The 26,601-nt window shown below is 48.4% G+C and carries 16 protein-coding genes; 7 read left to right on the plus strand and 9 right to left on the minus strand.

Translation table 11 applies throughout. The features are described 5' to 3' along the window. Positions 1 to 286: 286 nt before the first annotated feature. Positions 287 to 1,900, plus strand: a complete 1,614-nt coding sequence (locus DWU89_RS15095) for an ABC-F family ATP-binding cassette domain-containing protein (RefSeq protein ID WP_115500463.1) — start codon at positions 287 to 289, stop codon at positions 1,898 to 1,900. Positions 1,901 to 1,904: 4 nt separating this feature from the next. Next, positions 1,905 to 3,827, plus strand: a complete 1,923-nt coding sequence (locus DWU89_RS15100; RefSeq protein WP_115500464.1) for an LTA synthase family protein — start codon at positions 1,905 to 1,907, stop codon at positions 3,825 to 3,827. Between the two features lie 6 nt (positions 3,828 to 3,833). On the opposite strand, the gene DWU89_RS15105 is transcribed toward DWU89_RS15100, so the two are convergent. The 3 genes from DWU89_RS15105 to DWU89_RS15115 are packed head-to-tail and all read right to left on the minus strand — an operon-like array spanning position 3,834 to position 8,803. Then, the gene (locus DWU89_RS15105; protein ID WP_115500465.1) at positions 3,834 to 4,310 is read right to left on the minus strand and encodes a toxin-antitoxin system YwqK family antitoxin; all 477 of its coding nucleotides are present in this window, start codon (positions 4,308 to 4,310) and stop codon (positions 3,834 to 3,836) included. Between the two features lie 5 nt (positions 4,311 to 4,315). Then, positions 4,316 to 5,959, minus strand: coding sequence for an Ig-like domain-containing protein (locus tag DWU89_RS15110; RefSeq protein ID WP_115500466.1), 1,644 nt, complete (start codon positions 5,957 to 5,959; stop codon positions 4,316 to 4,318). A gap of 45 nt (positions 5,960 to 6,004) precedes the next feature. Further along, on the minus strand, positions 6,005 to 8,803 hold the full coding sequence (locus tag DWU89_RS15115) for a TonB-dependent receptor (RefSeq protein ID WP_115500467.1): 2,799 nt from the start codon (positions 8,801 to 8,803) through the stop codon (positions 6,005 to 6,007). A gap of 247 nt (positions 8,804 to 9,050) precedes the next feature. On the opposite strand from DWU89_RS15115, the gene DWU89_RS15120 reads away from it, so the two are divergent. Then, the gene (locus DWU89_RS15120; RefSeq protein ID WP_115500468.1) at positions 9,051 to 11,087 is read left to right on the plus strand and encodes a sensor histidine kinase; all 2,037 of its coding nucleotides are present in this window, start codon (positions 9,051 to 9,053) and stop codon (positions 11,085 to 11,087) included. A gap of 186 nt (positions 11,088 to 11,273) precedes the next feature. Beyond that, positions 11,274 to 13,340, plus strand: coding sequence for a sensor histidine kinase (locus DWU89_RS15125; RefSeq protein ID WP_158543391.1), 2,067 nt, complete (start codon positions 11,274 to 11,276; stop codon positions 13,338 to 13,340). Between the two features lie 53 nt (positions 13,341 to 13,393). Here DWU89_RS15125 and DWU89_RS15130 read toward each other — a convergent pair whose 3' ends face one another. Then, complete coding sequence (locus DWU89_RS15130; protein ID WP_158543392.1) at positions 13,394 to 15,133, minus strand: DUF4114 domain-containing protein; 1,740 nt, start codon at positions 15,131 to 15,133, stop codon at positions 13,394 to 13,396. Between the two features lie 248 nt (positions 15,134 to 15,381). On the opposite strand from DWU89_RS15130, the gene DWU89_RS15135 reads away from it, so the two are divergent. Then, positions 15,382 to 17,430 carry an ATP-binding protein gene (locus tag DWU89_RS15135; RefSeq protein ID WP_115500471.1) on the plus strand — a complete coding sequence of 683 codons (2,049 nt, stop codon included), beginning with the start codon at positions 15,382 to 15,384 and terminating at the stop codon, positions 17,428 to 17,430. A 62-nt stretch (positions 17,431 to 17,492) separates the two neighbouring features. After that, positions 17,493 to 18,740 (plus strand): DUF3843 family protein, encoded by a 1,248-nt coding sequence (locus DWU89_RS15140; protein WP_115500472.1) that lies wholly within the window; start codon positions 17,493 to 17,495, stop codon positions 18,738 to 18,740. Positions 18,741 to 18,744: 4 nt separating this feature from the next. Here the strand turns inward: DWU89_RS15140 and DWU89_RS15145 are convergent, their stop codons facing one another. Both DWU89_RS15145 and DWU89_RS15150 read right to left on the minus strand, forming a co-directional pair. Further along, complete coding sequence (locus tag DWU89_RS15145; RefSeq protein ID WP_115500473.1) at positions 18,745 to 19,776, minus strand: Gfo/Idh/MocA family protein; 1,032 nt, start codon at positions 19,774 to 19,776, stop codon at positions 18,745 to 18,747. Positions 19,777 to 19,792: 16 nt separating this feature from the next. Further along, positions 19,793 to 20,509, minus strand: a complete 717-nt coding sequence (locus DWU89_RS15150; protein ID WP_115500474.1) for a 2-phosphosulfolactate phosphatase — start codon at positions 20,507 to 20,509, stop codon at positions 19,793 to 19,795. A gap of 206 nt (positions 20,510 to 20,715) precedes the next feature. Here DWU89_RS15150 and DWU89_RS15155 point away from each other — a divergent pair, with 206 nt between their 5' ends. Then, the gene (locus DWU89_RS15155) at positions 20,716 to 21,309 is read left to right on the plus strand and encodes a DUF4251 domain-containing protein (RefSeq protein ID WP_115500475.1); all 594 of its coding nucleotides are present in this window, start codon (positions 20,716 to 20,718) and stop codon (positions 21,307 to 21,309) included. A gap of 119 nt (positions 21,310 to 21,428) precedes the next feature. Here the strand turns inward: DWU89_RS15155 and DWU89_RS15160 are convergent, their stop codons facing one another. The 3 genes from DWU89_RS15160 to nagA (DWU89_RS15175) all read right to left on the minus strand — a co-directional run bounded on the left by DWU89_RS15160 (position 21,429) and on the right by nagA (DWU89_RS15175) (position 26,270). Further along, a complete protein-coding gene (locus DWU89_RS15160) occupies positions 21,429 to 23,414 on the minus strand; it encodes a glucosamine-6-phosphate deaminase (RefSeq protein WP_115500476.1) in 1,986 nt (661 codons plus the stop codon). 498 nt (positions 23,415 to 23,912) lie between these two features. Continuing rightward, positions 23,913 to 25,073 carry an N-acetylglucosamine-6-phosphate deacetylase gene (gene nagA, locus DWU89_RS15170; RefSeq protein WP_115500477.1) on the minus strand — a complete coding sequence of 387 codons (1,161 nt, stop codon included), beginning with the start codon at positions 25,071 to 25,073 and terminating at the stop codon, positions 23,913 to 23,915. A gap of 30 nt (positions 25,074 to 25,103) precedes the next feature. Then, complete coding sequence (nagA, locus tag DWU89_RS15175) at positions 25,104 to 26,270, minus strand: N-acetylglucosamine-6-phosphate deacetylase (protein WP_115500478.1); 1,167 nt, start codon at positions 26,268 to 26,270, stop codon at positions 25,104 to 25,106. Positions 26,271 to 26,601: the final 331 nt, after the last annotated feature.

Consider the following 26,601-nt stretch of genomic DNA (forward strand, 5'->3'; position numbering starts at 1 on the left):
TTTCTTTTGTTTCACGGCTGTAACATGAATAGCGGGTAGGAACGGAGGGGGTACACATCCCACATCGTTCATTCTATCTGCCGGGTTATTCATTCCTTTACGGCACTATAAACCCATGAAGTACTGCATTTGTTGACACGGAGGGCGGTTCGCGAACCGCCCCTACGAGGTCTGTGTGTTTCAAATATGCCAAATTGTGAGTCAATGGAAGAATGTATCAATAGGGCGTAACGTATATTTTTTGTACCTTTGCACACTCGATAGCAAATTAATAGGTAAACAAGATATGATAACGGTTAACAACCTGGACGTACAGTTCGGGAAACGCATCCTTTTCCAGGATGTCAATATGAAATTTACACCGGGCAACTGCTACGGTATCATCGGGGCTAACGGCGCCGGTAAATCAACATTCCTTCGCGTGATCAGTAAGCAACTCGACCCTACACGTGGGACGGTATCATTGGGGCCGGGCGAACGCCTGTCCGTATTGAGCCAGGACCACTTCGCATTCGATGAATATACGGTAATCGACACTGTGCTGATGGGCCACACGACCCTTTGGGAAGTGATGAGCGAAAAGAACGCCCTCTACGCCAAACCCGATTTCAGCGATGCCGACGGTATCCGCGTGTCGGAACTGGAAGAGAAATTCGCCGAGATGGAAGGCTGGAACGCCGAGAGCGACGCAGCTGCCCTGCTGAGCGGCTTAGGTATCGCGGAAGAATTCCACTACACGCTGATGAAGGACATGAGCGGTAAGCAGAAAGTACGTGTCTTGCTGGCACGCGCCCTCTTCGGACAACCCGACAACCTGTTGCTGGACGAGCCGACCAACGACCTCGACCTCGAAACCGTTATGTGGCTCGAGAACTATCTGGCAAACTTCGAACATACGGTGTTGGTAGTCAGCCACGACCGTCACTTCCTCGACTCTGTCTGTACACATACGGTGGACATCGACTTCGGTAAACTGCAAATGTTTGCCGGAAACTATAGCTTCTGGTACGAATCCAGCCAGTTGGCCCTCCGCCAGCAACAGAACCAGAACAAGAAGGCAGAAGAGAAGAAGAAAGAATTGGAAGAATTTATCCGCCGTTTCAGCGCCAACGTAGCGAAGTCCAAACAGACGACCAGCCGCAAGAAGATGTTGGAAAAACTGAACATCGAGGAAATCAAGCCATCTTCACGCCGTTATCCGGGCATCCTGTTCACACCGAACCGCGAACCGGGCAACCAGATTTTGGAGGTGAAGGGACTGACGAAATCCATTGACGGCAAAGTGCTGTTCAAGGATCTGAACTTCAACGTAGAGAAAGACGACAAGATCGTATTCATCAGCCACGACCCGCGTGCGATGACCGCCCTCTTCCAGATCATCAACGGCGAAGAGAAGGCCGACGCGGGGACTTACCAGTGGGGACAGACCATCACGACGACCTACCTGCCGTTGGACAACTCCGCCTACTTCAATTCGGATTACAACCTGATCGACTGGCTGAGCCAGTTCTCACCCGACACGAACGAAGTGTTCCTGAAAGGTTTCCTCGGCCGTATGCTGTTTTCCGGCGAAGAGCTGTTGAAGAAAGTAAGCGTCCTGTCCGGAGGTGAAAAGATGCGTTGTATGATTTCACGCATGATGCTGACGGATGCCAACTGTATCATTCTGGATACGCCGACCAACCATCTGGACCTCGAATCCATCCAGGCGTTTAACAACACGTTGCAGTCATTCCGCGGAAACGTCTTGTTCTCCAGCCATGACCACGAATTTATCCAGACGGTTGCCAACCGCATCATCGAATTGACACCGAACGGCATTATCGACCGTATGATGGAGTATGACGATTATATCACGGATCCGATGGTGGCAGAGCTGAGAGAAAAGTTGTACAAATAGCCTTATGAAGAAAAGAGTCCTGTTCCTCCTCGCTCTGTTTGTCATCTGGTTGCCGATGTTAGCGATCCAGAAGCCGGTGTTCATGCTGTATCACCATGCCTTAGCGAACGGATGTTCGCTAAGCGATTACCTACGGGTAATCACACACGGGTTACTGCTGGACTGCACGATAGCCGGGTATCTGACAGCGTTGCCGCTGCTGATGACGTTAGTGTCGGTATGGCTGCCGGGGAGGTTTTACAGGAAACTGCTGAAAGGCTACTTCGGAATTATGGCCGTACTGATCGCAGCTATCTTTGCAGTAGATGTGGCACTGTACGGTTACTGGGGGTTCAGGCTGGATGCAACGCTTTTCTTCTATCTGCAATCGCCCGGCGATGCGATGGCGAGCGTTCCGATGGGGCAGTTCTTCGGCCAACTGCTGATGTTCATTGTCTATGCATCCGGAATATACTGGCTGTTAAAACAGTTTATCGTGCCGCTCTTTCCCGAAACGCCGGTACGGAAGCGGTTAGGAGGAAGCCTAATTGTTCTCATGTTGGGCGGGATACTCTTTATACCGATACGGGGAGGCGTGACGACTTCGACTGCGAATGTGGGAATGGTCTATTTCAGTAAGAACCAATTCCTGAACCATTCGGCGATCAATCCTTGTTTCAGCCTGCTTGCATCGCTCAGCAAACAGCAGGATTTTGCGGCGCAGTTCAATTTCTTTCCGGAGGAGGAACGGAGGGAGATAATGGGAAGCCTGTCCCCGCACTCGATGCGGGGTCGCACTGGGACAGACCTTGTTGAGACGGATTCACTGTCCGCGTCTTTGCGATCCCGCATCGAGTGCGGGAACGAGAAAGGTGATACGATACCGAAAGTCCTTCTGAATACGCAGCGTCCGAATATCCTGATTGTTATTATGGAAAGCTTCTCGGCGAATGTTGTCGGGGCTGTCGGTGGTGATTCTATCGTTACACCGAACCTGAACAGGCTCAGCAAAGAGGGAGTGCTTTTCACGAATATGTATGCAAGCTCATTCCGCACGGACCGGGGAATCGTGTCGGTATTGAATGGTTACCTGGCACAGCCGACCACTTCCATCATGAAGTATCCGGCCAAGAGCCAGACACTGCCGTCTATTGCCCGAAGTCTGACAAACGAAGGATATGTAGCCGACATGCTGTATGGTGGAGATATCAACTTCACCAATATGCAAAGCTATTTCTTCAGCTCCGGTTACAGCCGGATCACGGCAGACCGCGACTTCCCGCTCACCAGCCGCCTCAGCAAATGGGGAGCGAACGACGACGTCACCTTCCGCCATTTATATGAAGATATCAAGAGTCGTGACAGCCAAAAGCCCTGGCTCAGCACCTTCCTGACGCTTAGCAGCCACGAGCCGTTCGAAGTGCCTTACCACCGGTTGGATGATATGGGACTGTATGCGAACTCGGTTGCCTTCACGGACAGTTGCATCGGTAACTTTATCGACAAGCTGAAAGAGCTGCCGGTATGGAAGAATACGTTAGTTATTTTTGTTTCCGACCACGGATATCCTTATCCGAAAGATGTGGTCAACTACGAACCCCGCCGCTATCATATCCCGATGTTATGGATCGGCGGTGCCGTGAAAGAGCCGGTCGTCATCGACAAATATGCCAACCAAACAGACCTTGCCGCCACGTTGCTGAACCAATTAGGGATCGGGCACGACTCTTTCACATTCAGCCGCAACGTGCTTAGTCCCGATTATCCCGAATATGCCTTCTATACCTATTCGAACGGCTTCGGGTTTATCGACAGCACCGGCATCTCCGTCTACGACAATGAAGGGAATAAGCCTCTGATCGAAACGCCACACGAAGGTAGTGAACAGCGTCTCCGCAAAGGGAAAGCCCTGCTGCAAACGTTGTATGACGATTTAGGCAGCAGGTAACTACATCTATTCTTCCTGCTTTTCCTCGCTTATCAATTGACCGTCATCATCCCAGGTACGCCAAACGCCGCTTTTCTTTCCTTTGGTGTAGAACATCTCGAAGCGGAGGATGCCTTTGTCGTTCCATACACGCCAGGGACCGTCTTTCTGCCCGTCTTTATAGGTTGCGATACCGGTTAGCTGTCCGGCTTCGTTGTAGGTTCGCCATTCTCCGTGGAAGATACCATGATAGTAAGAACGGACTTCGGCAATCTTTCCGTCAGGATAATAAATCACATACGTTCCTTCGGGCCGACCGTCTTTGAGGAAAAGCTCCATCTTCAGCATACCGTCGTCATAGAACTCGGTGTAACGACCGGTATAGGGGGTGGTTTGCGTTTCGTCTGTGTAGTACTGGCCTTCGTTAAGGAACAAGTCCTGCGCCTGGATTACCAGGGCAGAACTTGCCAATAATGTTGATGTTAATAATAACTTCTTTATCATATCTATTAATATTCAGTATTCTGAGGATCAAAGTTAGCCCAACCTTTTGTCCAGTCGTTTGTTCCGTCGAAAGCGCCTTTGTAAGTTACTTTTTCAAAGAAGCTGTTGTTCAGGACTGCATCGGCAAAATCAGCACCCTGTACGGCAGAAGCCACTACGGAAGAGTAATCGCCGTCTTTGGAGATGATTGCATTGGTTGTCTCCAATATCGTGTTGTTCATGCCTGCACGGTTGAAGAAGTTTTCGCTGAACTTTTCGTCATCGTAGAAGTTGCTCCACATACCGGCAAGAATAACATTCTTCACGATCGCACCATCGTTAGCAGAACCTTTCTTATCTGTTGCACGCAATCCGTAAGGCCATCCCGTGAATACGGAGTTATAAACATTCAGGCTTGTGTTACGACGCAGATGCATTGCAGCCTGAAACTTACCACCTTTGGCACCATTAGCAGCATCAGCAGTCTTAGCTTCTACTTCAGCCTGTGTCTTATCAGACACTTTGCCATAGAACGGGCCGATCAGGGTTACGTTAGAAAAGACAGGTTTAGTAAGCGGAGTATTGGAAGAACCGTCACCATCGTTATCAGATTCAAAACCGTTGGAATCAGATGTATCGGCAATATCCTTATCACGTACGCTCAGCAAGAACTGCAAGTTACCACTGTAACCGAAGTCTGTATCGAAATCATCATCCCAACCATGATAAGCAATCAGGTGCTTTGCATTCACCGTACCACCGAACCATTCGTATGAATCGTCATTTGAATAAGAAACCTGAATAAACTCAACTTCCGTACCACTACCAACGCCACCGAAAGTCAAACCATTAATTTCCTTATCCGGTTCCAGAGGATAACCGGCAAACTCGATACGAACATATTTCAGCTTACCGGAGCTTTCACCATTAAACTCATCAGAAGTCGTATTACCGTACGGCGTATCAGGACCACCTTCAATAGTAGGACGAGTCACACGATTCACGCGTGCATTACCACAGATAATCAAACCACCCCAGTCACCTGTCAGACGCTGTCCGGCCGGTTTATCGGAAGTAAACACAATCGGTTTCTCAACTGTTCCGACAGCCATAATCTTAGCCCCCGGCTCGATAATCAGGGAAGCAGCTTTTTCACCCGGATTTACGGAAATACCTTTAATAACAGAACCTGCTTCGATCGTCAGGGTTGCACCCGGTTTCACATATACAAACCCTTTCAGGAAATTCTTGTCGGCTGCATTAAGCGTAAGATCAGAAGTGATATTACCTTCCAGAATCACTTCTTTGGAAGCCGGAGCATCCTTAGAGACTGTTACCGTAGAAGTAGCCGTCTTACCGCCATCCTTAGTTGTAGCTGTAATTGTTGCAGAACCTTCGGCAACACCCGTTACCTTACCGGCGTCTACCGTTGCGATCTTGTCATCGGAAGAAGTCCATGTTATTGTTTTCTCCGCAGCATCAGAGGGAGTAATTGTTGCAGACAATGTGACCGACTCGCCAACCTTAACTGTTGCAGTTGCCGGACTCACAGAAACGGCTGAGACTGCTACAGGCTTGCTGTCGTCATCGTCGTCACTACAAGAAACTGTTCCAAACATCACGGCCATCGTAAACACAGAGGCCAAACCTTTTAAAAGAAATCTGTTCATAATAAAAACATTTTGTTTGTAATAGAAATATTATTCAATTAAACTTCAAAACTTAAGAGAGACGCCGACATTGATATCCACCCCCGGACGGAAGCTGCGGATCAACTGTTCACGTTCGCGCTTGCCTCCATTTTCGTCTGTCAGTTTCACGAACTGCTTGTACTCGACTTTGGAGTTCAACATATCCTGGATTCCAGCTTTGATCTCGACAACCTTGCCGATCTTCTTCGAGAAAGTCAGGTCCAACGAATTGCGGGGCATTTCATATATATCGGGTATATCTTCATTCTGGTTCTGCATCGGGACACCGACCGACTCGATACGCTTCCCGATCCGGTTATAGAGCAGCGAAGCGGAGATCCCTTTGTCATCATGCTGGTAGAAAAGTCCGGCATTGACCAAGTAGGGAGACTGTCCCGCCAACGCACGGTCGCGTTCAGGCGCTCCTTTCTCAAAACGGACGCGGCTATGGATGTAAGCGGCGTTGCAGACCAGGCTCAGTCCACGCAGGCCGATAAAGTCCAGATTCTTCTTCACGTCCAGTTCCACACCGAAGGCTTCGGCGTTCTTCGCATTGTGATAGGTATATTGCAAACCGGAACCGGCTTCGTTGTAGGTTTCCTCGATCGGGTCTTTGAAACGCTTATAGAAACCGCCGATCGTAATCATCTCGCCAGAGGCAGGATAGAACTCATACCGCAAGTCGATATTGTCGGCATAAGCATTCTTCAGTTCCGTATTTCCCACAATGTTCGCATCCCGCTCGAAGTTGAAGTACACATAAGGCACCACCTCACGAAACTCCGGTCGGTTGACCGAACGACCGTAAGCGGCACGCACCAGATGTTTCGGCGACAGGTTGTAAGCGACATTGACAGAAGGGAAGAAGTCAGTCGTCTTGTTATCCAGATGAACCGGAGTCGTACCGTCCGAACTGTATCCGTCCATCTGTAACCGGTAGTATTCCATACGGACACCGATATTGGCATTCAGCACCTCCCCGTAGTTCAACTTGGCAGAAACATAAGCGGAGCCAAGCATATTTTCAGAGGTGTACGAGTCGCTGTTTGTCGTCGTCTCGCGCATCCAGATCTTGTCTGCCGAGATGTTCTCGTCGGTAAATAGGTCTGTATAGTCCCAGTCTGCATACCGGTCATATCCTTTACCCAACAGATTGTAACCAAAACGACGGGCGTCGAACGTACGGCTCTTATATTCTCCGTAGATACCTCCGTTGAAAACAGGGGCGAACATATCGGACACCACGAACTTATGTTCATAGTTTGCCGCTAACGACGCACTGTGATCCTTCAGGTCCTGATAGTAGCGCATCGGGTCGGATACGTAGTAGTCCGGCTTCTCCGTCCGGTTCTCATCGAGAATGGAGTTCACGATCTTGCGGTCCGGTTCGCGATAGGAGGCGAAAGCGTAGCCCGCTGTCCAATCTACTTTATTGATATTTTCCTGCAAGGTATGGGTACCGCTGATCTGACCGGAGTAAGTCGTACGCCCGGTATAGAGGGATTCCCATTTGCGGATATTCTTGTCGGAATAGTAGTTCACTCCTTCCCGCTGTGTCAGGGCGAAAACACCGCGCTGGTTGAAGAAGTTGCGAAGTTCATATTTGTTGTTGCCTTTCAGAAACGACCAGTTGAAGAGGGCGCCTATCTTCGAGGTGTTCTTATAGCGGATGTCATCGTACTCGAAGCGGGGACGGGAGGCATCGTTCTTCACGTCGTATGCGATGAAGTTGTTGTTTACCGTCTCCGAATAATCGTACTCGGTACTCCAGTTTACGTTCGTTATATTCCCGATCTTCCAGTCGCCCACGTCATAAGAACGGTGCGCCGTCAGTGATATCTTCTGGTCGGGAATGGCAGTAAACTTGTCGATTCCCCACCGCTGGTTGATCTGCCGGGTAAAGGCGGCGGCTTCTTCCGTCGTGTGTTCCCCCAAATGCGAAGGGAAAGAAGAAGGCAGGCTTCGCACGCCAGCGCCGAACCCGAGGTAATCCTTCCACGTCCCATCCGTCAACCGGAAGTCGCAGAAAGTGGCATTCGTATTGAAACCCATCTGGTAGGATACATTAAAGGTATTCCCATCCGGGATATTCTTCGTCATCACCTGCACAAAACCACCGGAGAAATCGGCAGGCAGTTCGGCAGACGGGCTCTTGTAGACCATCATATTGTCAATCAGCGAAGAGGGAAGCACGTCGAACGAAAACGCCCGGCTGTCCGTCTCGCTTGAAGGCGTAGTCGCATTGTTGAGCCATACGTTGTTATAGCGTTGCGCCAGTCCGCGCACGACAACGAAGCGGTCCTCCACGATCGTGATCCCCGGAATACGTCGAAGTACTTCGGCTGCATCGCTATCCTGCGTCTTACCGATCTGTTGGGCAGAAATACCGCTCACGACGGGAAGGCTTTTACGTACGGTATTGATGATAGCGGTTTCCGTCCCCAACTTCCGTTGTGCCACGACCACCACGTTTTGCAGTTGCAGGTCGGCATCCGAGAGTTCGATCCGGAGCACCGATTCCTGGTGCGCTTTCACCACCACATCTTTGATTGTTTCCGATTTATAAGACACATAAGACGCTACTAAAGTATATTTCCCCGGTTTGACATTCTCGATCCGGAAATTACCCTCCACATCAGCAATCGCGCCTACCGTCGTTCCTTCGATCACAACCGAAGCACCGATCAGCGCATCCTTATATTTAGCATCCGACACCGTTCCGCAGATAACACCTGTCTGTGCCCAGGCGGACAGCGAGAGGACACAACCCAACACCAGAAGAAAGAACGACCTGCCGTTCCCTGTTTCACCAATACGTCTCATTCCTTTTAATACTTGTTACATTTATTTGACGGCAAAAGTAGAGCAGGTATATTGCAAAAGAATGTAAACCTTATTACAATGCTAAAACAATTATTACAATTCGTTTACATGCTTGCCCAATCCGAATTAGTCGCGATCTCTGCGAAGAGCAACAAATCTCCCTCCATATTATTCCCCTTTACGCCATAATCCGGATTTCTTTATTATCTTTGCCTTGATTTTCAACATACTTACAATCAACTCTTGAATGAAAACCAACATAACAATCATACTGTTTCTCTGCTGTTACTGCCAGATGCTACTGGCCAATGAAAACTTCTTGAAGCAACGTCAGGACAGCCTTTGCGCCGCATTAGGCAAAACGACGAATCCAAAGAACCGTATTGAACTGCTGAAAAAGCTACATGAAATAAAACTCGACACACCTGCCTCCCTGAAATGGATACAGGAAGCCCGGACAGAAGCCCGGAAAATCAATTTGCAAGAGGAGGAAGACTGGACGATACGTGCCCTGACGATCTACTATTATAACGCCGGAAAGCTGGACAGCGTCATCCATTACGCTGCACAGGCCGACTCGCTCGCCAAGGAAATGGGAACACGGACTAAATATTACTACGAAACACAAGCTGTGCTATGCCAGAACCTGTTATGGGCTGGACAACAGGAAAAAGCATCCGATATAGCGATCCGCCAGTTCAAACAGGCCAAAAAAGATAATAATACAGGGGGAATCATTAGTCTTAGCGAAACCCTTGGCCTTATTAACCAGCAGGTCGGACAGGATAGCATTGCCGTCACATACATGACGGAAGGACTGGAACTGTTGGCTGGGATTTCCGGAAAATACGGACGTGCAATCCAGATACTGAACAGTATTATCGAATCGGAGCTACGGCTACAACGGTTCGAAGACAGCCGGAAACACATAAAATTGCTGCAAGAATACCTAATCAAAAGAAAAGAAAGTACTGCCTCTTTTTCATACGGCTGCTACTACTTACTGTCCGAAGCATATTATATTAACCTGAACGTGCAGCTTAAGAATGCAGCCGAGGCTCATAAGCACTATCTGTTAGCCCAACCTTACGAAAAAGATATAGACGACGATTTCGTAAAACACTTTTACGAATACAGCCTGGCCGCCTACTACAAATTAACAGGGCAGTTCGCCCAAGCGTTGGATATGATCGACCGTGTACTGGACATCAAAGTCACTCCCGAAGCGATGAAGCTCAAAGCCGAAATACTGTTTGACAAGGGAGATACCCGAGAAGCTGCCATCCTGTACCGCAAGGTGCTCGAAGAAAACGAGAGCCGGAACGTCGAAACATTCATACGTCAGATAAGCGAACTCCGTGCCATCCACGATATGAACCAACTGGAACTGGAGGTAAAAGAACTACGAGTCAAAGAGCTCGAGCTGGAAGCCAAACAGCTACAGTTGAAGTGGACGATCGCCCTGGCGACACTCTTCTTCTTCATCTTGATATTGGGTACCGTCATCTACTCACACACCAATAAGCTGAAGAACGAGTTGCAAAAAGACAAACAGGCCTTGCTGAGCTCGGAAGAAGCACTGCGCATCGCCCGTGACCATGCCGAGGAATCGGACCGCCTGAAAAGCCTCTTCCTCTCCAATATGAGCCACGAGATACGCACGCCGCTGAATGCGATCGTCGGATTCGCACAGCTGCTGGATATCGAAACGGAAGAGGGGGACGAGCGGAAAGAATATACGAAGATCATCATGGACAACTCCGCCCTGCTGCTCAACCTGGTAAATGACATCCTCGATATCTCACGCCTCGAATCGGAACGCTACCGCTTCTCCTTCGCCGAAGAGAATTTGGCGGAGTGTTGCCGGGGAGCACTGACGAGTACGGAACATCGCGTGAAGCCCGGTGTGGAACTACGCTTCTCTCCTGAAAGTGAGGATTTCGTACTGAACACGGACAAGCTGCGCCTGCAGCAAGTGTTGATCAACCTGATCGGCAATGCGGCCAAGTTCACCACAAATGGATTTATTGAACTGGCTTACACGATAGACAAGGCAAAAGGCTTGGTCCGTTTCACCGTCACAGATACGGGATGTGGCATACCGGCAGAGAAACAAGACACCATCTTCGAACGTTTCGAGAAGCTGAACGAACATGTGCAGGGTACGGGATTGGGACTTTCCATCTGCCGGATCATTGCCGAAAGGTTCGAAGGGGAAGTGACGCTCGACAAGAAATATACCGATGGGGCACGCTTTATCTTCACGCATGCTCTGACCCTGTAGGACTCCGGAAAGGCGGCTGAAAATAATCGCATATTCTTGCGGTTTCTTTCAGCCGATGTAAAACAATCCGACAGCCCTGATTCCGTCCACTTATCTATGATTCAGGCATCTAATTCATCATTCATAATCCATATTTCTTTACTATCTTTGTCTTTATTCTCAAATATAATCGAACCAATATACAGAATGAAGACATACTCTTTTATCATCCTTTTTCTCTATTGCATCTGCAACGTTTCAATGGCTAACGAAGACTCAATGGTACAATCCGAGGATAGCCTCAGCAATGTATTAGCTAAGACAACAGACCCTGCCAAACGTATAGAAATATTACAGGAACTATGTGCCCTAACAACCAACACACCGGCAACACTGAAATGGATACAGCAAACCAGACTGGAAGCCCGAAAGAATAACTCGCGGGAAAACGAAGACTGGGCACTCGGACATCTGGCAGTCTACTTCTACAATTTCGAGATGCTGGATAGTCTCATCTATTATACATCACAATCCGACTCGCTCTCCAAGGTAATGGGGAAACACAGCAGCTACTACTATGGTTCACAAGCACTGTTATGCCAAAACCTCCTGTGGATCGGACAACGGGAAAAGGCCTCCGACACTGCCATCCGCCTCTTCAAGCAAGCGAAGGAGGAGAATAGTACGAACGGCATTATTAACCTTGGGGAGACTCTCGGACTTATCAACCAACAAATCGGACAGGACAGTATCGCCGTCACCTACCTGAAGGAAAGCCTGGATATGCTGATCGAAACCTCGGGAAAAGTACCCTACATCATCCGCGTACTCAACAGTATCATCGACTCAGAACTGAAACTCAAGCGGTTTGACGATGCCCGCAAGCATATAGAAGAGTTGCAGGCCCACTTAGACAAAATGAAGAAGAACATTCCTAACTCGGGAATGTCCCAACTGTACAGCAGCAATTATCTGCTGTCTGAAGCATTTTACATCAACTTGTTCGTACAACTTGGAAATGCAGACGAAGCTAAGAAACACCTCCTCATGGCCCAATCGTATGAGAATGATATAAACGATGGATACGTCGAACACTTCTATAAGCTCAGTCTGGCCGCCTACTACAAACTGACGAAACAATATGCCCAAGCACTCAACATCATCAACCAGGCGATGGAGCTCAACGACTCGCCCGAAACGATGAAGCTCAAAGCAGAAATACTGTTCGACAAGGGAGACTCCCGTGAAGCCGCCATCCAATATCGTGATGCACTCGAACAGAATGAGAGCCAGAACGTCGAGACATTCATCCGCCAGATAAGCGAACTCCGCGCCATCCATGACACGAACCAGCTGGAATTGGAGGTGAAAGAACTCCGTGTCAAAGAACTCGAACTGGAAGCCAAACAACAGCAACTGAAATGGTCGATTGCCCTGACTTCCCTTTTCCTCATCATCCTGATACTGGGAACTTTTGTCTTTATTCATACCCGCAGGCTGAACAACGAGTTGAAAAAGGATAAACGGGCTTTACTAAAATCAGAAAAAGAACTGCGTATTGCCCGCGACCACGCCGAGGAATCGGACCGCCTGAAAAGTCTGTTCCTCTCCAATATGAGCCACGAGATACGTACCCCGCTGAATGCGATCGTCGGATTCGCCCAACTATTGGATATTGAAACAGAAGAAGGGGACGAACGGAAAGAGTTTACCAAAGTCATTATGGACAATTCCGCCCTTCTGCTCAACCTGGTCAACGACATCTTGGATATCTCCCGCCTCGAATCGGAACGATACCGTTTCTCTTTTGCCGAAGAGAATTTAGCAGAGTGTTGCCGGGCGGCACTGACGAGCGCGGAACATCGCGTAAAACCGGGCGTGGAACTGCGGTTCTCTCCCGAAAGTGAAGATTTCATACTGAACACGGATAAGCTGCGCCTGCAACAGGTATTAATCAATCTGGTTGGCAATGCGACCAAGTTTACCAAGCAGGGTTTTATTGAACTGGCATTCACTGTTGATAAGAAAAATGATCTGGTTCGCTTCACCGTCACAGATACCGGTTGTGGCATACCGGCGGACAAACAAGACGCCATCTTCGAGCGTTTCGAGAAGCTGAACGAATATGTACAAGGTACAGGGTTAGGACTTTCCATTTGCCGGATCATTGCCGAACGATTCGGTGGCGATGTTATACTGGACAAAAAATACACCGGCGGTGCACGCTTCATCTTCACTCATTCATTAAACATCTCTCAAGAGAAAGATATATAAAAATAGTGCCAAAAGCCCGCGAGAGACGGACTTTTGGCACTGTTTCCGATAAACTATTCGACAATATGCGGAGAATAGGGACCGGGAACTAAATCCTCAAACTGTTCCCAGGGGATCGGATCGAACTCCATTTCCACCGTAATACGGATTGGTTCGTTCGCATCGATCTTGTTACGTAAGGAAAGAATCTTACGGAGAATTTCTTCGTTCGCTGTATTCTTCCGGATCGACATAGCGTAGGCATCAACTTCCATTTCGACCTCGACTGTCATGCCACGTACGGTAGTCTTGACAAAGATACGTTTCTTTTCCGTGGTAGCCGTCTTGGTCCTGCGGATCGTCGTCTTAACGAATATCCGGGAAGACGCAGCGTTAACAGGCTGTTCGACTATCAAACTGTTCATCGTACGGCTGTTAGCAACGATCAGTTCTTCTTTCAGCCCGACGATACTGCCGTAGCTATCCAAATTCTCCTGATCGGAGACATTCCAGTTTAATGTAGACTTGGAGGCAATCCAAAGATCATTCCAGAAATCAGGATCGTCGGAAGGGAGATCCATCACTTCAGACAACTGCTGTATGGCATCCACATCTTCCGTTTCTTCAGTAGCACCGCTGCCATCCGGGATCTCCGGTATGTCATACGTGATAGCGTCAGCCGGATAAGAGGAAACGTGGAACATCAGGTCGTTGCAATCACCATCACCCTTCAAAAGATTGATACGTTCGTTCGGCAGGTCTTCAAAACCGACAACGACGAAATTATCTTTCTTGAACAACACCGTATGGCTCTTATTACCGGATTCCGGGTTCCATTCGGGATAAGAATAGAAACGGAACTTACCGTCACTGATCGTACGGTTCAACAAATTATAACCATCGGAACGGAGTACCCAACCGATGGAAGTCCCTTGCGGGAAGGTGTTTTCCAACTGACCAGTCTCAGGATTATAATACTTCAACTGGACAGCCTCTCCGGCTTTCAAGCCCGAACTGAGAAGACGGACAATGCTTGCCCTCGGAAACGCTATAATCTCTTTGATCGAAGCGGGATCTACATCTTTAATATCCCCTTTGTAAGAGAAATATCCCAGCACGTTATCAAACAAACTGCCGGAATGGAGCATACTCACCCAAATCTGAGCGTCTTTCTGCACATAGATGTCAGTCCGCTTACGATACTCCGGCGCGGCACTCTTCCATTCCGGGAATGCCTGGTTAATCGCCTTCAAGATAGAACTGCTGACGTCTTCCTTCTTGGTAATATAATCCGGCTTACCCAACGAATTCCAGCCGCCGAGCTTCAGATAGGGGAAATTATCGGACCAACCGAGCAAAGCTTTTGTCTCCGCATCGTCCCGGCTCTGTTCGACTTCTTTAAAATCCGCCGTTCCATTTGCAATCCGACCATACAACAGGGAGGGAACTCCTATATAAGAAGAATAGACATACAAATCCCCGGCTTGCTCCGGTAGCAGGCGGGACAGCATATATTCTCCCCGACCGTTCGTGATGCCGGTAAAGATAGGCGACAGATTCGACTTCTTAACCAACAAGCCACCCTGAGTTTCGAGCGGATTTTCTCCATAGACCTCAAATGACACGCGGTAACCATCCGGCACGTCATATTTGAGATTGAACATTACCGGTTGTGCACCGATCTCGGCAATTGCATTTTGCCGGCCATAGGAATCACCTGTTCCAATCTCTTTCAAGTCCGTATCCGAACAGGAAACGAGCAATAACAAGACAAGATTCCATAAAGAATTCTGAAGAATACATTTTGTGTTCATAGGCAACATTAATAACCCTTTTTACTACACAAAGAAAGTAATAATTATCAATAAACAAGCATATAAATGACATATTTATTCAAACATGCATATATTCGCCGGGCAACGATCTTTTTTTTAACGCTTGAATATCAAAAATAGAATAACCATTAAGAATGATATGATATGATTTGTCAAACATTATATATATCTTTGTAAACATATCATGAATTAAAAATACTATACATACTAATACATAAACAGGCCCCATGAGCAAGAATAAGATTTTCCTCCAACTGATATTCTGCCTCTGCAGCATTGTCACGTTATACGGTTCCGAATTGGAACAGCGAAAAGACAGTATTAAAGAATTGCTTATGGTTACATCCGAAACCAATAAACGTCTGGAATTACTGGAAAAGATGTCTTACCTTTCCATGGACGATTCAACCGGATATTTCTGGTTGAACCAATTACGGAAAGAGGCAAGTGAAGCACGGGATACGGATAAAGAAGGATGGGCGATCCGTACACTGGTCCGCTTCTATTACAATATGGGAGATGTAGACAACGTCTCGCACTATGTGTCCCGAATTGATTCTCTTGCCAAAGTGACGGGAGAGTATAAAGATTACTATTTCGATGCTCATACCTTCCTCTGCCAACTCCTGCTCTGGGACGACCAATTTGAGAAAGCAGCAGACGCTGCCATACGTTTGTATAATCTGGCTAAAGAAGAAAAGAATGAAACCGGTATTATCTGTAGTTGCGAAACACAGGGACTGATCAATCAACGAATTGGCCGTGACAGTGTCGCCGTCGATTTTTTCCTCGAAGGGTTGGATCTACTGCAAACAAAAAAAACAGAGTATCGCTACGTCGTCCAATACCTCAACAATATGATCGAATCCGAGTTAAAACTGAATAGGTTCGAAAGCGTCCACAAACATCTCGATCAGTTGCAAACATTGATTGCCGACATCAAAAGCGGAAATTACGGTCCCGACCCTTCTTTTCCCTACGACCGCTGCACATTGCTGTCGGAGGCCTTTTATCTCAGTCTATACGTCCGTCAAAAGAATGCTCCGGAAGCAAAAAAACACATGGAGGCCGCAATTCCCTATCTTGACAATTTGGATGATACATATGTGCGCATCTTCTATATGTTTAATGTAGCCAGCTACTACAAATTAGCAGGCCAATATACACAGGCTCTGAATACAATCAACGCTGTGGCGGAACTGGATAACAGTCCGGACGTAAAAAAGCTGAGAGCCGAGATACTGATGGATATGGGAAACACGCGCGAAGCAGCCCTGCAATACAAGGAAGCATTAGTGCAAAATGAAGAGATAAATAGCGCCTCCTTTGTCCGGCAGTTGAGCCAACTGCATGCACTCCACGACATGAACAACCTCGAACTCCAGATAAAAGAGCTTCGCGTGGCAGAGCTCGAACTGGGAGCAAAACAACAACAGTTGAAATGGACGCTTGCCCTGGCCGGCTTATTTCTGGTCATACTGATATTGGGTACAATCATTTATATGCACACCCACAAGCTGAAGAATGAACTGCAAAAAGATAAACAGGCCTTATTGGAATCGGAGAAAGCATTGAGAATCGCCCGTGACCATGCGGAAGAATCCGACCGCCTGAAAAGCCTGTTCCTTTCAAATATGAGCCACGAGATCCGTACTCCGTTGAATGCTATCGTCGGGTTTGCCCAGATTCTGGATGTGGAAACGGAAATAGGAGACGAACGGAAAGAATATACGCGTATCATCATGGATAACTCGGCTCTCCTGCTCAACCTGGTCAATGACATTCTGGATATTTCCCGCCTGGAATCAGAAAGATACCGCTTCACTTTTGCCGAAGAGAATCTGACGGAGTGTTGCCGCAGCGCACTGATGAGCGTGGAACACCGTGTGAAACCCGGAGTCGAACTGAGACTCACACCGGAAAACGAGAACTTCACCCTGAAAACAGACAAACTACGCCTCCAGCAAGTGCTGATCAACCTGGTCGGGAACGCAACCAAATTTACGGAGCGCGGTTTCATCGAACTGGCTTACACGATCGACGAAGCAAACGGAGTCGTACGTTTCACCGTCACCGACACAGGTTGCGGAATACCGGCAGATAAGCAAGACGCTATATTCGAACGTTTTGAGAAACTGAACGAATGCGTGCAGGGAACCGGATTGGGGCTTTCCATCTGCCGTATCATAGCCGAACGTTTTGAAGGAGAGGTTACGCTGGATAAAGATTACACCGACGGGGCACGCTTTATTTTCACGCATTCTCTCCACCTCTAAAATATTTGTTACATTTGTGCCCTTAATTAACTAATAATTATGAGCACAAATAAGTCCAAGATATGAAGAACATTAAAATTTACCCGAAAGATTGGTTGCAACTGCATCCCTATAAACAATCCGACTCGACAGACCTTTATTATACAAATATAGCAAACCGTATTTATGATATGCTGGAAGAGACGCATCTTGCCAACTCTTTTGATAAAGAAGAAGTCAAGCAGATCAGTATGCGTATGGCCGCCCATTTCGAAGATGTCATTTCCGGCCTGAATATCTGGCGTTCGTTTATCAGGGAGCATAAGGCGCTATACGGCAAATACCTGCCGTTCTATACGCCCGGCGACTACTACTACGAAGACGAGGTCAACTACGAAGATATCCGGTTCCTGCTTTGGCATTATACACAGCAATACCACGGAGCCCGTAAAGGGACATTCGTCAGCCCGGACAATGCGGCAAACGGGGATACGGCAGGCTTGATCTACCAGTTATTTTGCGACGAATGGACTACTGCTCCCGAAAACGAAAGGATGCAACAGCTTTTTGCACCGGAAACCCGGTATGAAGAACAACCCCAATATAATGAACTGTTGTACTGGTTTCATTATAAATGTTATCTGTTTACCGATGCGCAGGAAGTGTTAACCGAGACGATCAAGGAATATTGGCAACAAACCGAAGAACGGAACGATCAGGCCATTATGGTCATCCACGATTCGCTGGCCCGCGTCTCAAAAAGTCCTTTCCTTACCTACACGTCTCCGAAATGGCTTTCCCTGATCCTTCCGGCCGAACACCCGGACCATGAGCTGTTTGCCGGAGAGGGCGAGAAAACCCAGTCGTTCAAAGAACCGGTATCGGAAGAAGCCGAAAAAACATTAGCCGAACATTTCAGGAAGTTCACTACTGCCGCAGAAGGCAAACCGCTTCTTTATTTCAAAACCAAACAAGAATTTCTGGATTTTCTCACAAATATCGGCATAGACACGCAAGGCGCAGCCGGTGACACCGTTCCACAGAAATTTGCCGTTTACGCCACACCGATGGAAGGGCTGCAGGTCCTGACTAACGGAGTCGAATATATCAAAGATGAAAACAACCCCTTCTACGATCAGAAGAAAGCGGAAGACCAAGGTATCTCTTTCTTTATGGTCAAACGATGCAGCCCTTATCTGCTCCGGATACTGGAAGAAAAAGGCATGCTGACAGACGCCCAGGCCAAAAGCCTGCTCGGCGAAGAACGCAGCAAGGCGATCATTCATGAGAACTGGGACTTCCTGATGCGCTATTTCCTCCGGGAATATTGATCTGTCATTCCTGATCCGCCGGATAGACAATCCCTAACTGCCGGCGGACCTCATCTATTATTTCCAGGGTGATGAGTGAATGCTCATGGCTGTTAATCGCGGATTCGCGTCTACCGGACAGGACCAGGTCGATAAACTCGGCAACTTCGTAATAATACTCGTCCCGATCCGTCACGGCGCTGATATCCTGCGGTTCGGCAACCGGACCTTTACCGGATGCCGCTGCCAGGCGAGGCGTATAGGTGACTTTGCTGATGATATTGATCCGGTCGAGCGTCATATTGCCGTCTTCACCCTGTATCTCCGTCGGAAGAGACGAGTTGGCTATCTTGGAATAGAGAACCGTCGCATTCATTCCGTCATATTCAAAATTGACCACCCCCTGCCCGTCCGCTCCTGATGACAGAACGATTCCGGAAGCATCGACCTTATCCGGGCGGCCGAATAAAACGACCATCGGATAAACCGTATAGATGCCGATATCCATCATCGCCCCGTTCGACAATTCCGGCTTGAAAGCATTCAGGACAATCCCTTCTTTAAACTTGTCATAACGGGAAGAATACTGGCAATAGGAAGAGAAATAGCGGCGCACAGTACCCAACCGTCCTAAATTCTCCCGTACAGACAGGAAATTAGGGGTAAGTGTCGGCTTCATAGCCTCCATCAACGTAACATTATATGTACGGGATGCAGCAATCATCTCCCCCGCCTCCCGGGCATTCGACGCGAAAGGTTTCTCACAAAGCACATGTTTACCGTGTTTCATACACAAGATACTTTGTTCGGCATGGAGGAAATTAGGCGAGGCGATATACACCGCATCGACCAGCGGGCTCTTCGCCATCTCTTCCAGTGAAGTGAATGTATGCGGTATCTGATGTTTGGCAGCGAAAGCATCCGCCGTTTCCTGCTTGCGGGAACAGACTGCCGCCAACTCGAAGCGTTCGTCCTGCCGGGCCCCGGCGATCACCCAGTCGGTTATAAAGTTCGTACCGACCACTCCAAAACGTACTTTTCCGGTATGTTTATCCATCTATTCTATCTCCTCATTAACGTAATATCAATACTCCATCTTCGGTCACAACAAGTTCGGGCACCTTGTCTGTCAGATTCAACGTCAGACAATAGGGCACGGCATCTTCCAGATGATTGGCTTTCAGGCGCGCTATATGCTCAGACAGCTCCAGATAGCCAGCCGGGTCTTTCTTGTTATTCGTCCACATATCACGGGCTATCACAGCGGCATCGCTCCCCGTCCCATACAGGCCGGTATTGACCAGGATATCGGCCAAGGCTCCCCCGAAAAGCGTATCTTCCATATTCACCTTATCCTGCCATCCGGAACACAGCACGACTACATCCCGTTTATACGCCAGGCAATAACCGGCTACTGCATGCAAATTGATAAACGCCCCCGTCACCACCCGGTAAGCCGAACGGGCAATCGTGATCGCACGTGTGCCATTGGTGGTGGTAAAGACGATATCTTTTCCGGAAACCTTTTCCGGCGTATAGTCGAACGGAGAATTGCCGAAGTCGGCAAACTCACACCGTTTCACATTCCGTTCGGCACCGACCAGCCACCCTTTTGCCTTATACGCCTGCGCCTCCTCGACCGTCGCCACCGGACGAATACTGCGCACGCCATTACCGAAAGCGGCAGCCATTGTCGTTGTTGCCCGGAATACATCCACCACGACAACGATCGCTTCCGGATTATGGTAAACCGGGTATAAAGCCGGTGAAAAACAAACATCTATTTTCATATCAATCGATTATTATCCGTACAAAAATACAGGATAAATCATTTCCGAGCACCATTCCAGGCAAGTTTCCCGCATAAATATCGCGATTAACATAAATACTCCGATAGAATGTTATTGTATCTGTAATCGCGTACTTGCCAGAAACATTTCCACAATCCGGTTGTTTTTCTATTACATTTTTGAATAAACGTTTTAAACTAAATTGTATGAAAAGAATTGTATCAATGATGGTGGTCTGCACCCTTCTGTTGGGTGGCATGACACACGTGCAGGCTCAGACAAGCAAGGCTGCAGAAAAGGCTGAAAAAAAGCTGGAAAGAAAAGAGAAAAAAGAGGAAAGGTTAGCTAAGGATGCCGTTATGGGCGAAGAGGCATTCAACAATGCCATGCAGGCTATCACAAACCAGTCGTTCGTTCTCGAAGCCAACTCCGTACAACCGTTGAACGGGCGCGTTTACTATGTAAACTCCAACACCAACTTCGTTTCGCTGAACGACGGACAGGCAATGGTACAGATTGCTTCCAACTCTCCCTATCCCGGCCCTAACGGATTAGGCGGTATCACCGTACAGGGATCTGCCTCCAACGTACAGGTCAAACAGGAAAACAACGGAAACGTATATCTGTCCATGAGCGTACAGGGCATCTTCATTTCCGCAACCGTCAATCTCGTCTTGTACAGCGGGACCAACAATGCGATGGTAACCGTAGACCCGAACTTCTCAGGAAACGATCTGACAATGAACGGAACTTTGCTTCCTTATTCAGATTCTAACGTGTTCCAGGGAACTACCTACTAATAAATTACCGGACGCAGATTTCACAGAAGACGCAGAATAACGCAGACAATATTTATTACAAATAAAAGTCTGCGTTTTTCTGCGTCTTCTGCGTTGTCTGCGTCCGGTTTTAACAGGGTTTATCGAACCGGAACATATTGCACGAATGCTTCCATCGCTTCATAAGAAGCAAGGCCCAACTGGTGATATAGCTCGGCTGTAGCCCGGTTACGGTCTTCGGCACGCTGCCAGAACAAACGTTCGTCATCACCCAGGAACGGAGCGCTTTCTGCCTGCGACTGGTGTTTCAGGATCGCATTCCGCTTATGGCGCAATTCTTCGGGAGAGATAGGCACGGCCATTTCCACATGGTCCATTTCCCACTCGGCCCACGCACCGCGATACATCCAGATACGGCAGTTCTTCAACCATTCTTCATCTTTCAGTTCGTCGAGGGCTGCCAGGACAGCATTCAGACAGACACGGTGAGTCCCGTGCGGGTCGGCAAGGTCACCGGCCACAAACATTTCATCGGGCTGCACATCCATCAGCAACTTCTTCACGATTGCGATGTCGGCTTCTCCCAGGTCGTTCTTCTTCACCAGCCCGGTTTCGTAGAACGGCAGGTCGAGGAAGTGGATATGGTCGTCACTCTTGATTCCGCTGTAACGGGCACCGGCACGGGCTTCTTCCCGCCGGATCGTACCTTTCATAAAGAGCACGTCACGCTTTTCAGCCTCGCCTTCCACCTTCTCATAACGCAGGAAGTGGATGATTTCTTCGGCCTTCTTCTTCACCGTTTCGTCTTTTGTGTACTTTTCACATACGTCGCGCAGGTATTCGCAGTAGCGGATTACCTCTTCATCGCCGACCGCAATGTTTCCGGAAGTCTCATAAGCGACATGCACATCGTGGTGCTGTTCGCACAGGCGATGGAATGTTCCACCCATGGAAATCACATCATCATCGGGGTGCGGGCTAAATATTATCACCTTCTTCGGATACGGGGTTGCACGTTCGGGACGGTTCGAATCGTCGGCATTCGGCTTGCCGCCCGGCCATCCGGTAATCGTGTGCTGGATATCGTTGAATACTTTGATATTTACGTTATAAGCGGAACCGTAAAGGGCAAGCAGTTCACCCAGGCCGTTTTCGCTGTAATCCTTGTTTGTCAGTTTCAGGATCGGTTTGCCGGTCAACTGGCACAACCAGACGATTGCACGGCGGATCAGCTTATTGTCCCATTCGCAATTGGTCACTAACCAGGGATGGCTGATACGGGTCAGATCATAAGCGGCGGACAAATCGACTACGACTTTCGCATTCGTATGGTTCTGCAGATAAGAAGAGGGAACAGCGTCGCTCACCTTGCCTTCCACTGTCTTTGCAATGATATTGGCTTTATCCTCGCCCCATGCCATCAGGATCACATTACGTGCCCTCATCATGGTTGCGATACCCATCGTAATAACGCCGGCCGGAACATTATCTAATGACGGGAACGTGCGCGAAGCCTCTTTACGGGCCGCACCTTCCAGCAGAACCAGGCGTGTACGGGAACTCAAACTTGCTCCGACACCGTTGAACATGATATTGCTGGCATGTCCTACGCCTAACAGAATGTAATCCAAACCACCTGCCTTCTGGATATTTTCTTCATATATCCGGCAGAAATCGATGATAGCATCTTTCGGCATACAACCATCGGGTGCATACACATTCTCAGGAGCGATATCGATATGATCTAACAAAGCCTCTTTCAACTGTGCCACATTACCGGCGGAAGAAGAAACAAGCGGGTAAAATTCATACTCAACAAAGAGAACCACATTGCGGAAGCTCAATTGCTCTTCCTTATGCATACGGATCAATTCCTTATATATGCTCAACGGAGAACGGCCTCCGGGAATAGCCATCACGAAGTTTTCTCCGATTTCCTGTTTCTTACGGATTTGATCGGCTATCTCTTTGGCAATAGCAAACGAGCCTTCATCGGCCGATTTATAGATGTTTGTCGGAATCTTTTCCAGACGGGTTAAAACTGAATGCTCGAAAGCATTTTCCGGACGATAGTACCGTTGCGGTATTCTCGTCAGGGTAATCTGCGAACTAAGGTCTGTCTTCATGTTTAATTATTGATTTAGTATATCATTCATAACTTGAATCACAAATATAACAATTAATCCACGAATCCAGCTTTACAAACCATTTAAAAAATCAATACATCGATAGGAAGTATATATAAAACAGGTTTTGGCAGAGGGAAAAACTGTAAATGAGATAGAGCCTGACGGCTCTGTTGAGGATTGTGACACCGGTCGTCCCTATGCGATCCCGCATCGAGTGCGGGAACAGGGGAATCATCCTTGTCCCCGTGTTTGACACGGGGCTTCAAAGAAACAGGCGGTGTCGGCCATCCCAAGAGAAAGCGGAGCTTTCTAAGAAAGGCCTAAGCGGACAGGCGTCAAGCGGAGGGTAAAGGCGAAGCGCCCGGAGCCTGCGCTGTCTGAGCGAAGCGAGTTTCGCAGGCGACAGCGTAGCCTTTACCCGGAGTAGCCTGGACGGTTAAGCCTTGACTTTTTGGTTACTTTTGGGTCAAGCCAAAAGTAACACATAAATCATCATTAATATAATGTATTGGCATCCGGAACAAGATGTCCCAGCGACCAAACGGCACGGACAGCCAGATTGCGGTCCATGATGATGATATCGGCATCCTTGCCGCGCTGCAAAGTTCCCGTACGATCGGCAACCCCCATCAGGCGCGCCGGCGTTTCGGAAGCCATACGGATTGCATCGGCCAATGGGATATTCGCCTTCTGGACCATTGTGCGGACCAGTACGTCCATCGTCGCAATACTTCCGGCAAGCGAAGAATGGTCTGCCAGCTTACAAACACCGTCTTCTATGATAATACGCGAATCCTCATCCGGCTTTATATCGCTGGCGGCATACGACAACGCGTCGGTCACCAGACAAGTGCGTTCCACACCTTTCAACTTGTAAACCAGGCGGAGGATCGTGGAAGGCAAATGCTTGCCGTCGGCAATCACTTCGACTGTCATATCATCCATCAGGAACACACTTTCCACCGTTCCCTCATATTTATATTCACGACGCTTGTGGAAACCGGGCATTGCATTATAGAACTGGGCAGCATGTGTGAAACCGGCAGCATAAGCAGCCTTGATATCACCAAACTCGGCTTCCGTATGCGTGATAGCAGCCAGAATGCCTTTCGACCGGAGGTAACGGGCAAAATCATGCGCACCGGGCAATTCCGGACTGGCATCCCAACGCTTGATGCAACCGGTACTTTCCAGAATAGAGGTATATTCCTCTTTATCCGGGTCTTTCACATCATACAGGCTGCCTGCCATCTTTGTATTCAGGTAAGGGCCTTCCACATGAAGCCCCAAAACCGTACTGTTCTTTTCAGCCATCAGGCCCTCGCAGATGGAAACCGCTTTGCAAATGGATTCTTTCGGGGAAGCGGACAAAGTAGGGAATATAGTCGTCGCCCCATGTTTCAAATGGGCTGCAACCGCCGTACGAAAGGCCTCTTCCGTACACTCCTTAAAATCGTGGCCGCCACCGCCATGCACGTTCATGGCCACAAAACCGGGAACGATATACATTCCCTTGGCATCTATCACCTTGGCGCCTATCACAGCCAGGTCGCTATTTGTCACTTCCAGTATCTTACCGTCGCTTACCAATACGGAGCCGTCTTTCAACCATCCCTGCGGGGTGAGAATCTGGCCATTTATAATCTGAGTCAGCATAATTTTCAATTTTCAATTCTCAATTTTCAATTAGAACAGCTTATTGGTTCCTTCGACCAATTTTCCCATCGCCCAGACAGCACGTACATTCAGGTCCTTATCCAAAATCTGGATATCGGCATCCTTACCACGCTGTAAAGAGCCCTTACGGTCATACACACCCATGATGCGTGCCGGTGTTTCAGAAGCCATACGGACAGCGTCCTCCAACGGAATCTCCGCTTTCTGGACGATCGTACGGATCAGGCGGTCCATCGTGGCGACACTGCCGGCAAGGGCGGAACGGTCCGCCAGTTTGCAAACGCCGTCCTCGATGATCACACGCGGGTCGAACGCCGTCTGGCTGTCGCTTGCCGCACAAGCTAACGCATCGGTAATCAGACAAGTGCGTTCCACCCCTTTAATTTTATAGACCAGGCGAAGGATCGTTGGCGGCACATGAATACCGTCAGCCACAACCTCGACTGTCATATCGTCGATCAGGTAGATACTTTCCACCGTACCTTCATATTTATATTCGCGACGTTTGTGGAAGCCCGGCATTGCATTGTAGAAGTGTGTCGCATGCGTATATCCGGCCTCATAGGCAGTCTGGATGTCTTCATATTCAGCCTGTGTATGCCCGACGGAAGCCACCACGCCTTTCGATGTGATGTATTTTCCGAACTGCATAGCGCCCGGAAGTTCGGGGGCTGCGTCCCAACGTTTGATACAATGTGTCTCTTCCAGCAAAGGAATGTATTCTTCCGGGTCCGGATTCTTGATGTTTTCAGGCAACTGTCCGCCGGCCATCTTCATGTTGAAGTAGTGCCCTTCGAGGTGAAGGCCCAGAACCGGACTGTCTTTTTCAGCCATCAACTTTTCAGTCGTTGCAGCCGCCTCGCGGATCATCGGGATTGTGGAAGAAGACAGCGTAGGGAAAATACTGGTCGTACCGTGCTGCATATGGGCGGCTATTGCCACCCGGAATGCCTCTTCTGTGCCTTCCATAAAGTCACGTCCACCACCGCCGTGCACATGGATTTCTACTCCGCCCGGCACGATATACATGCCTTTGGCGTCTATCAAAGTGGCTCCAACAACTGCTAAGTCGCAGTTCGTCACTTCCAGAATCTTGTTATCGCTTATCAGAACAGAACCGTCTTTCAACCAGCCCTGTGGGGTAAGGATCTTGCCATTTATAATCTGAGTTAACATAGCGCAAGAATTAAGTTTGTGTTTTTTAGTTTTAAGTAGGCAAAGGTAGAAAGAAATTTAAACGACAATTAAGAATCAAGCGTTAATATTTGCTTTTGGCAAACAAATAATCCGATTATAAAGAAGCAATCTCTTCTTCCGTCAGGCCGGAATAGTTGACGATACTTTCAACTATCGGGGGGGCTTATTGTATAAAACACTTTTTTCAGATTCAAAAGACATCCGAAACAAAACAAATGTTAATCCACTTTTTCGACCTCAAAAAGGGACTTTTTCCTCTTTTTCGAGCGTTTCCAGCAATTACGACCGTCCTCTTTGCCATTACGACCGT

The sequence above is a fragment of the Parabacteroides acidifaciens genome, assembly GCF_003363715.1.
In the GTDB taxonomy this organism is placed as follows: Bacteria; Bacteroidota; Bacteroidia; order Bacteroidales; family Tannerellaceae; genus Parabacteroides; species Parabacteroides acidifaciens.

Bases quoted from the DNA above. Each gene is read 5' to 3' on its own strand.
- DWU89_RS15095 (WP_115500463.1), top strand. From the start codon at position 287: ATGATAACGGTTAACAACCTGGACGTACAGTTCGGGAAACGCATCCTT.
- DWU89_RS15100 (WP_115500464.1), top strand. From the start codon at position 1,905: ATGAAGAAAAGAGTCCTGTTCCTCCTCGCTCTGTTTGTCATCTGGTTG.
- DWU89_RS15105 (WP_115500465.1), bottom strand. From the start codon at position 4,310: ATGATAAAGAAGTTATTATTAACATCAACATTATTGGCAAGTTCTGCC.
- DWU89_RS15110 (WP_115500466.1), bottom strand. From the start codon at position 5,959: ATGAACAGATTTCTTTTAAAAGGTTTGGCCTCTGTGTTTACGATGGCC.
- DWU89_RS15115 (WP_115500467.1), bottom strand. From the start codon at position 8,803: ATGAGACGTATTGGTGAAACAGGGAACGGCAGGTCGTTCTTTCTTCTG.
- DWU89_RS15120 (WP_115500468.1), top strand. From the start codon at position 9,051: ATGAAAACCAACATAACAATCATACTGTTTCTCTGCTGTTACTGCCAG.
- DWU89_RS15125 (WP_158543391.1), top strand. From the start codon at position 11,274: ATGAAGACATACTCTTTTATCATCCTTTTTCTCTATTGCATCTGCAAC.
- DWU89_RS15130 (WP_158543392.1), bottom strand. From the start codon at position 15,133: ATGAACACAAAATGTATTCTTCAGAATTCTTTATGGAATCTTGTCTTG.
- DWU89_RS15135 (WP_115500471.1), top strand. From the start codon at position 15,382: ATGAGCAAGAATAAGATTTTCCTCCAACTGATATTCTGCCTCTGCAGC.
- DWU89_RS15140 (WP_115500472.1), top strand. From the start codon at position 17,493: ATGAAGAACATTAAAATTTACCCGAAAGATTGGTTGCAACTGCATCCC.
- DWU89_RS15145 (WP_115500473.1), bottom strand. From the start codon at position 19,776: ATGGATAAACATACCGGAAAAGTACGTTTTGGAGTGGTCGGTACGAAC.
- DWU89_RS15150 (WP_115500474.1), bottom strand. From the start codon at position 20,509: ATGAAAATAGATGTTTGTTTTTCACCGGCTTTATACCCGGTTTACCAT.
- DWU89_RS15155 (WP_115500475.1), top strand. From the start codon at position 20,716: ATGAAAAGAATTGTATCAATGATGGTGGTCTGCACCCTTCTGTTGGGT.
- DWU89_RS15160 (WP_115500476.1), bottom strand. From the start codon at position 23,414: ATGAAGACAGACCTTAGTTCGCAGATTACCCTGACGAGAATACCGCAA.
- nagA (WP_115500477.1), bottom strand. From the start codon at position 25,073: ATGCTGACTCAGATTATAAATGGCCAGATTCTCACCCCGCAGGGATGG.
- nagA (WP_115500478.1), bottom strand. From the start codon at position 26,270: ATGTTAACTCAGATTATAAATGGCAAGATCCTTACCCCACAGGGCTGG.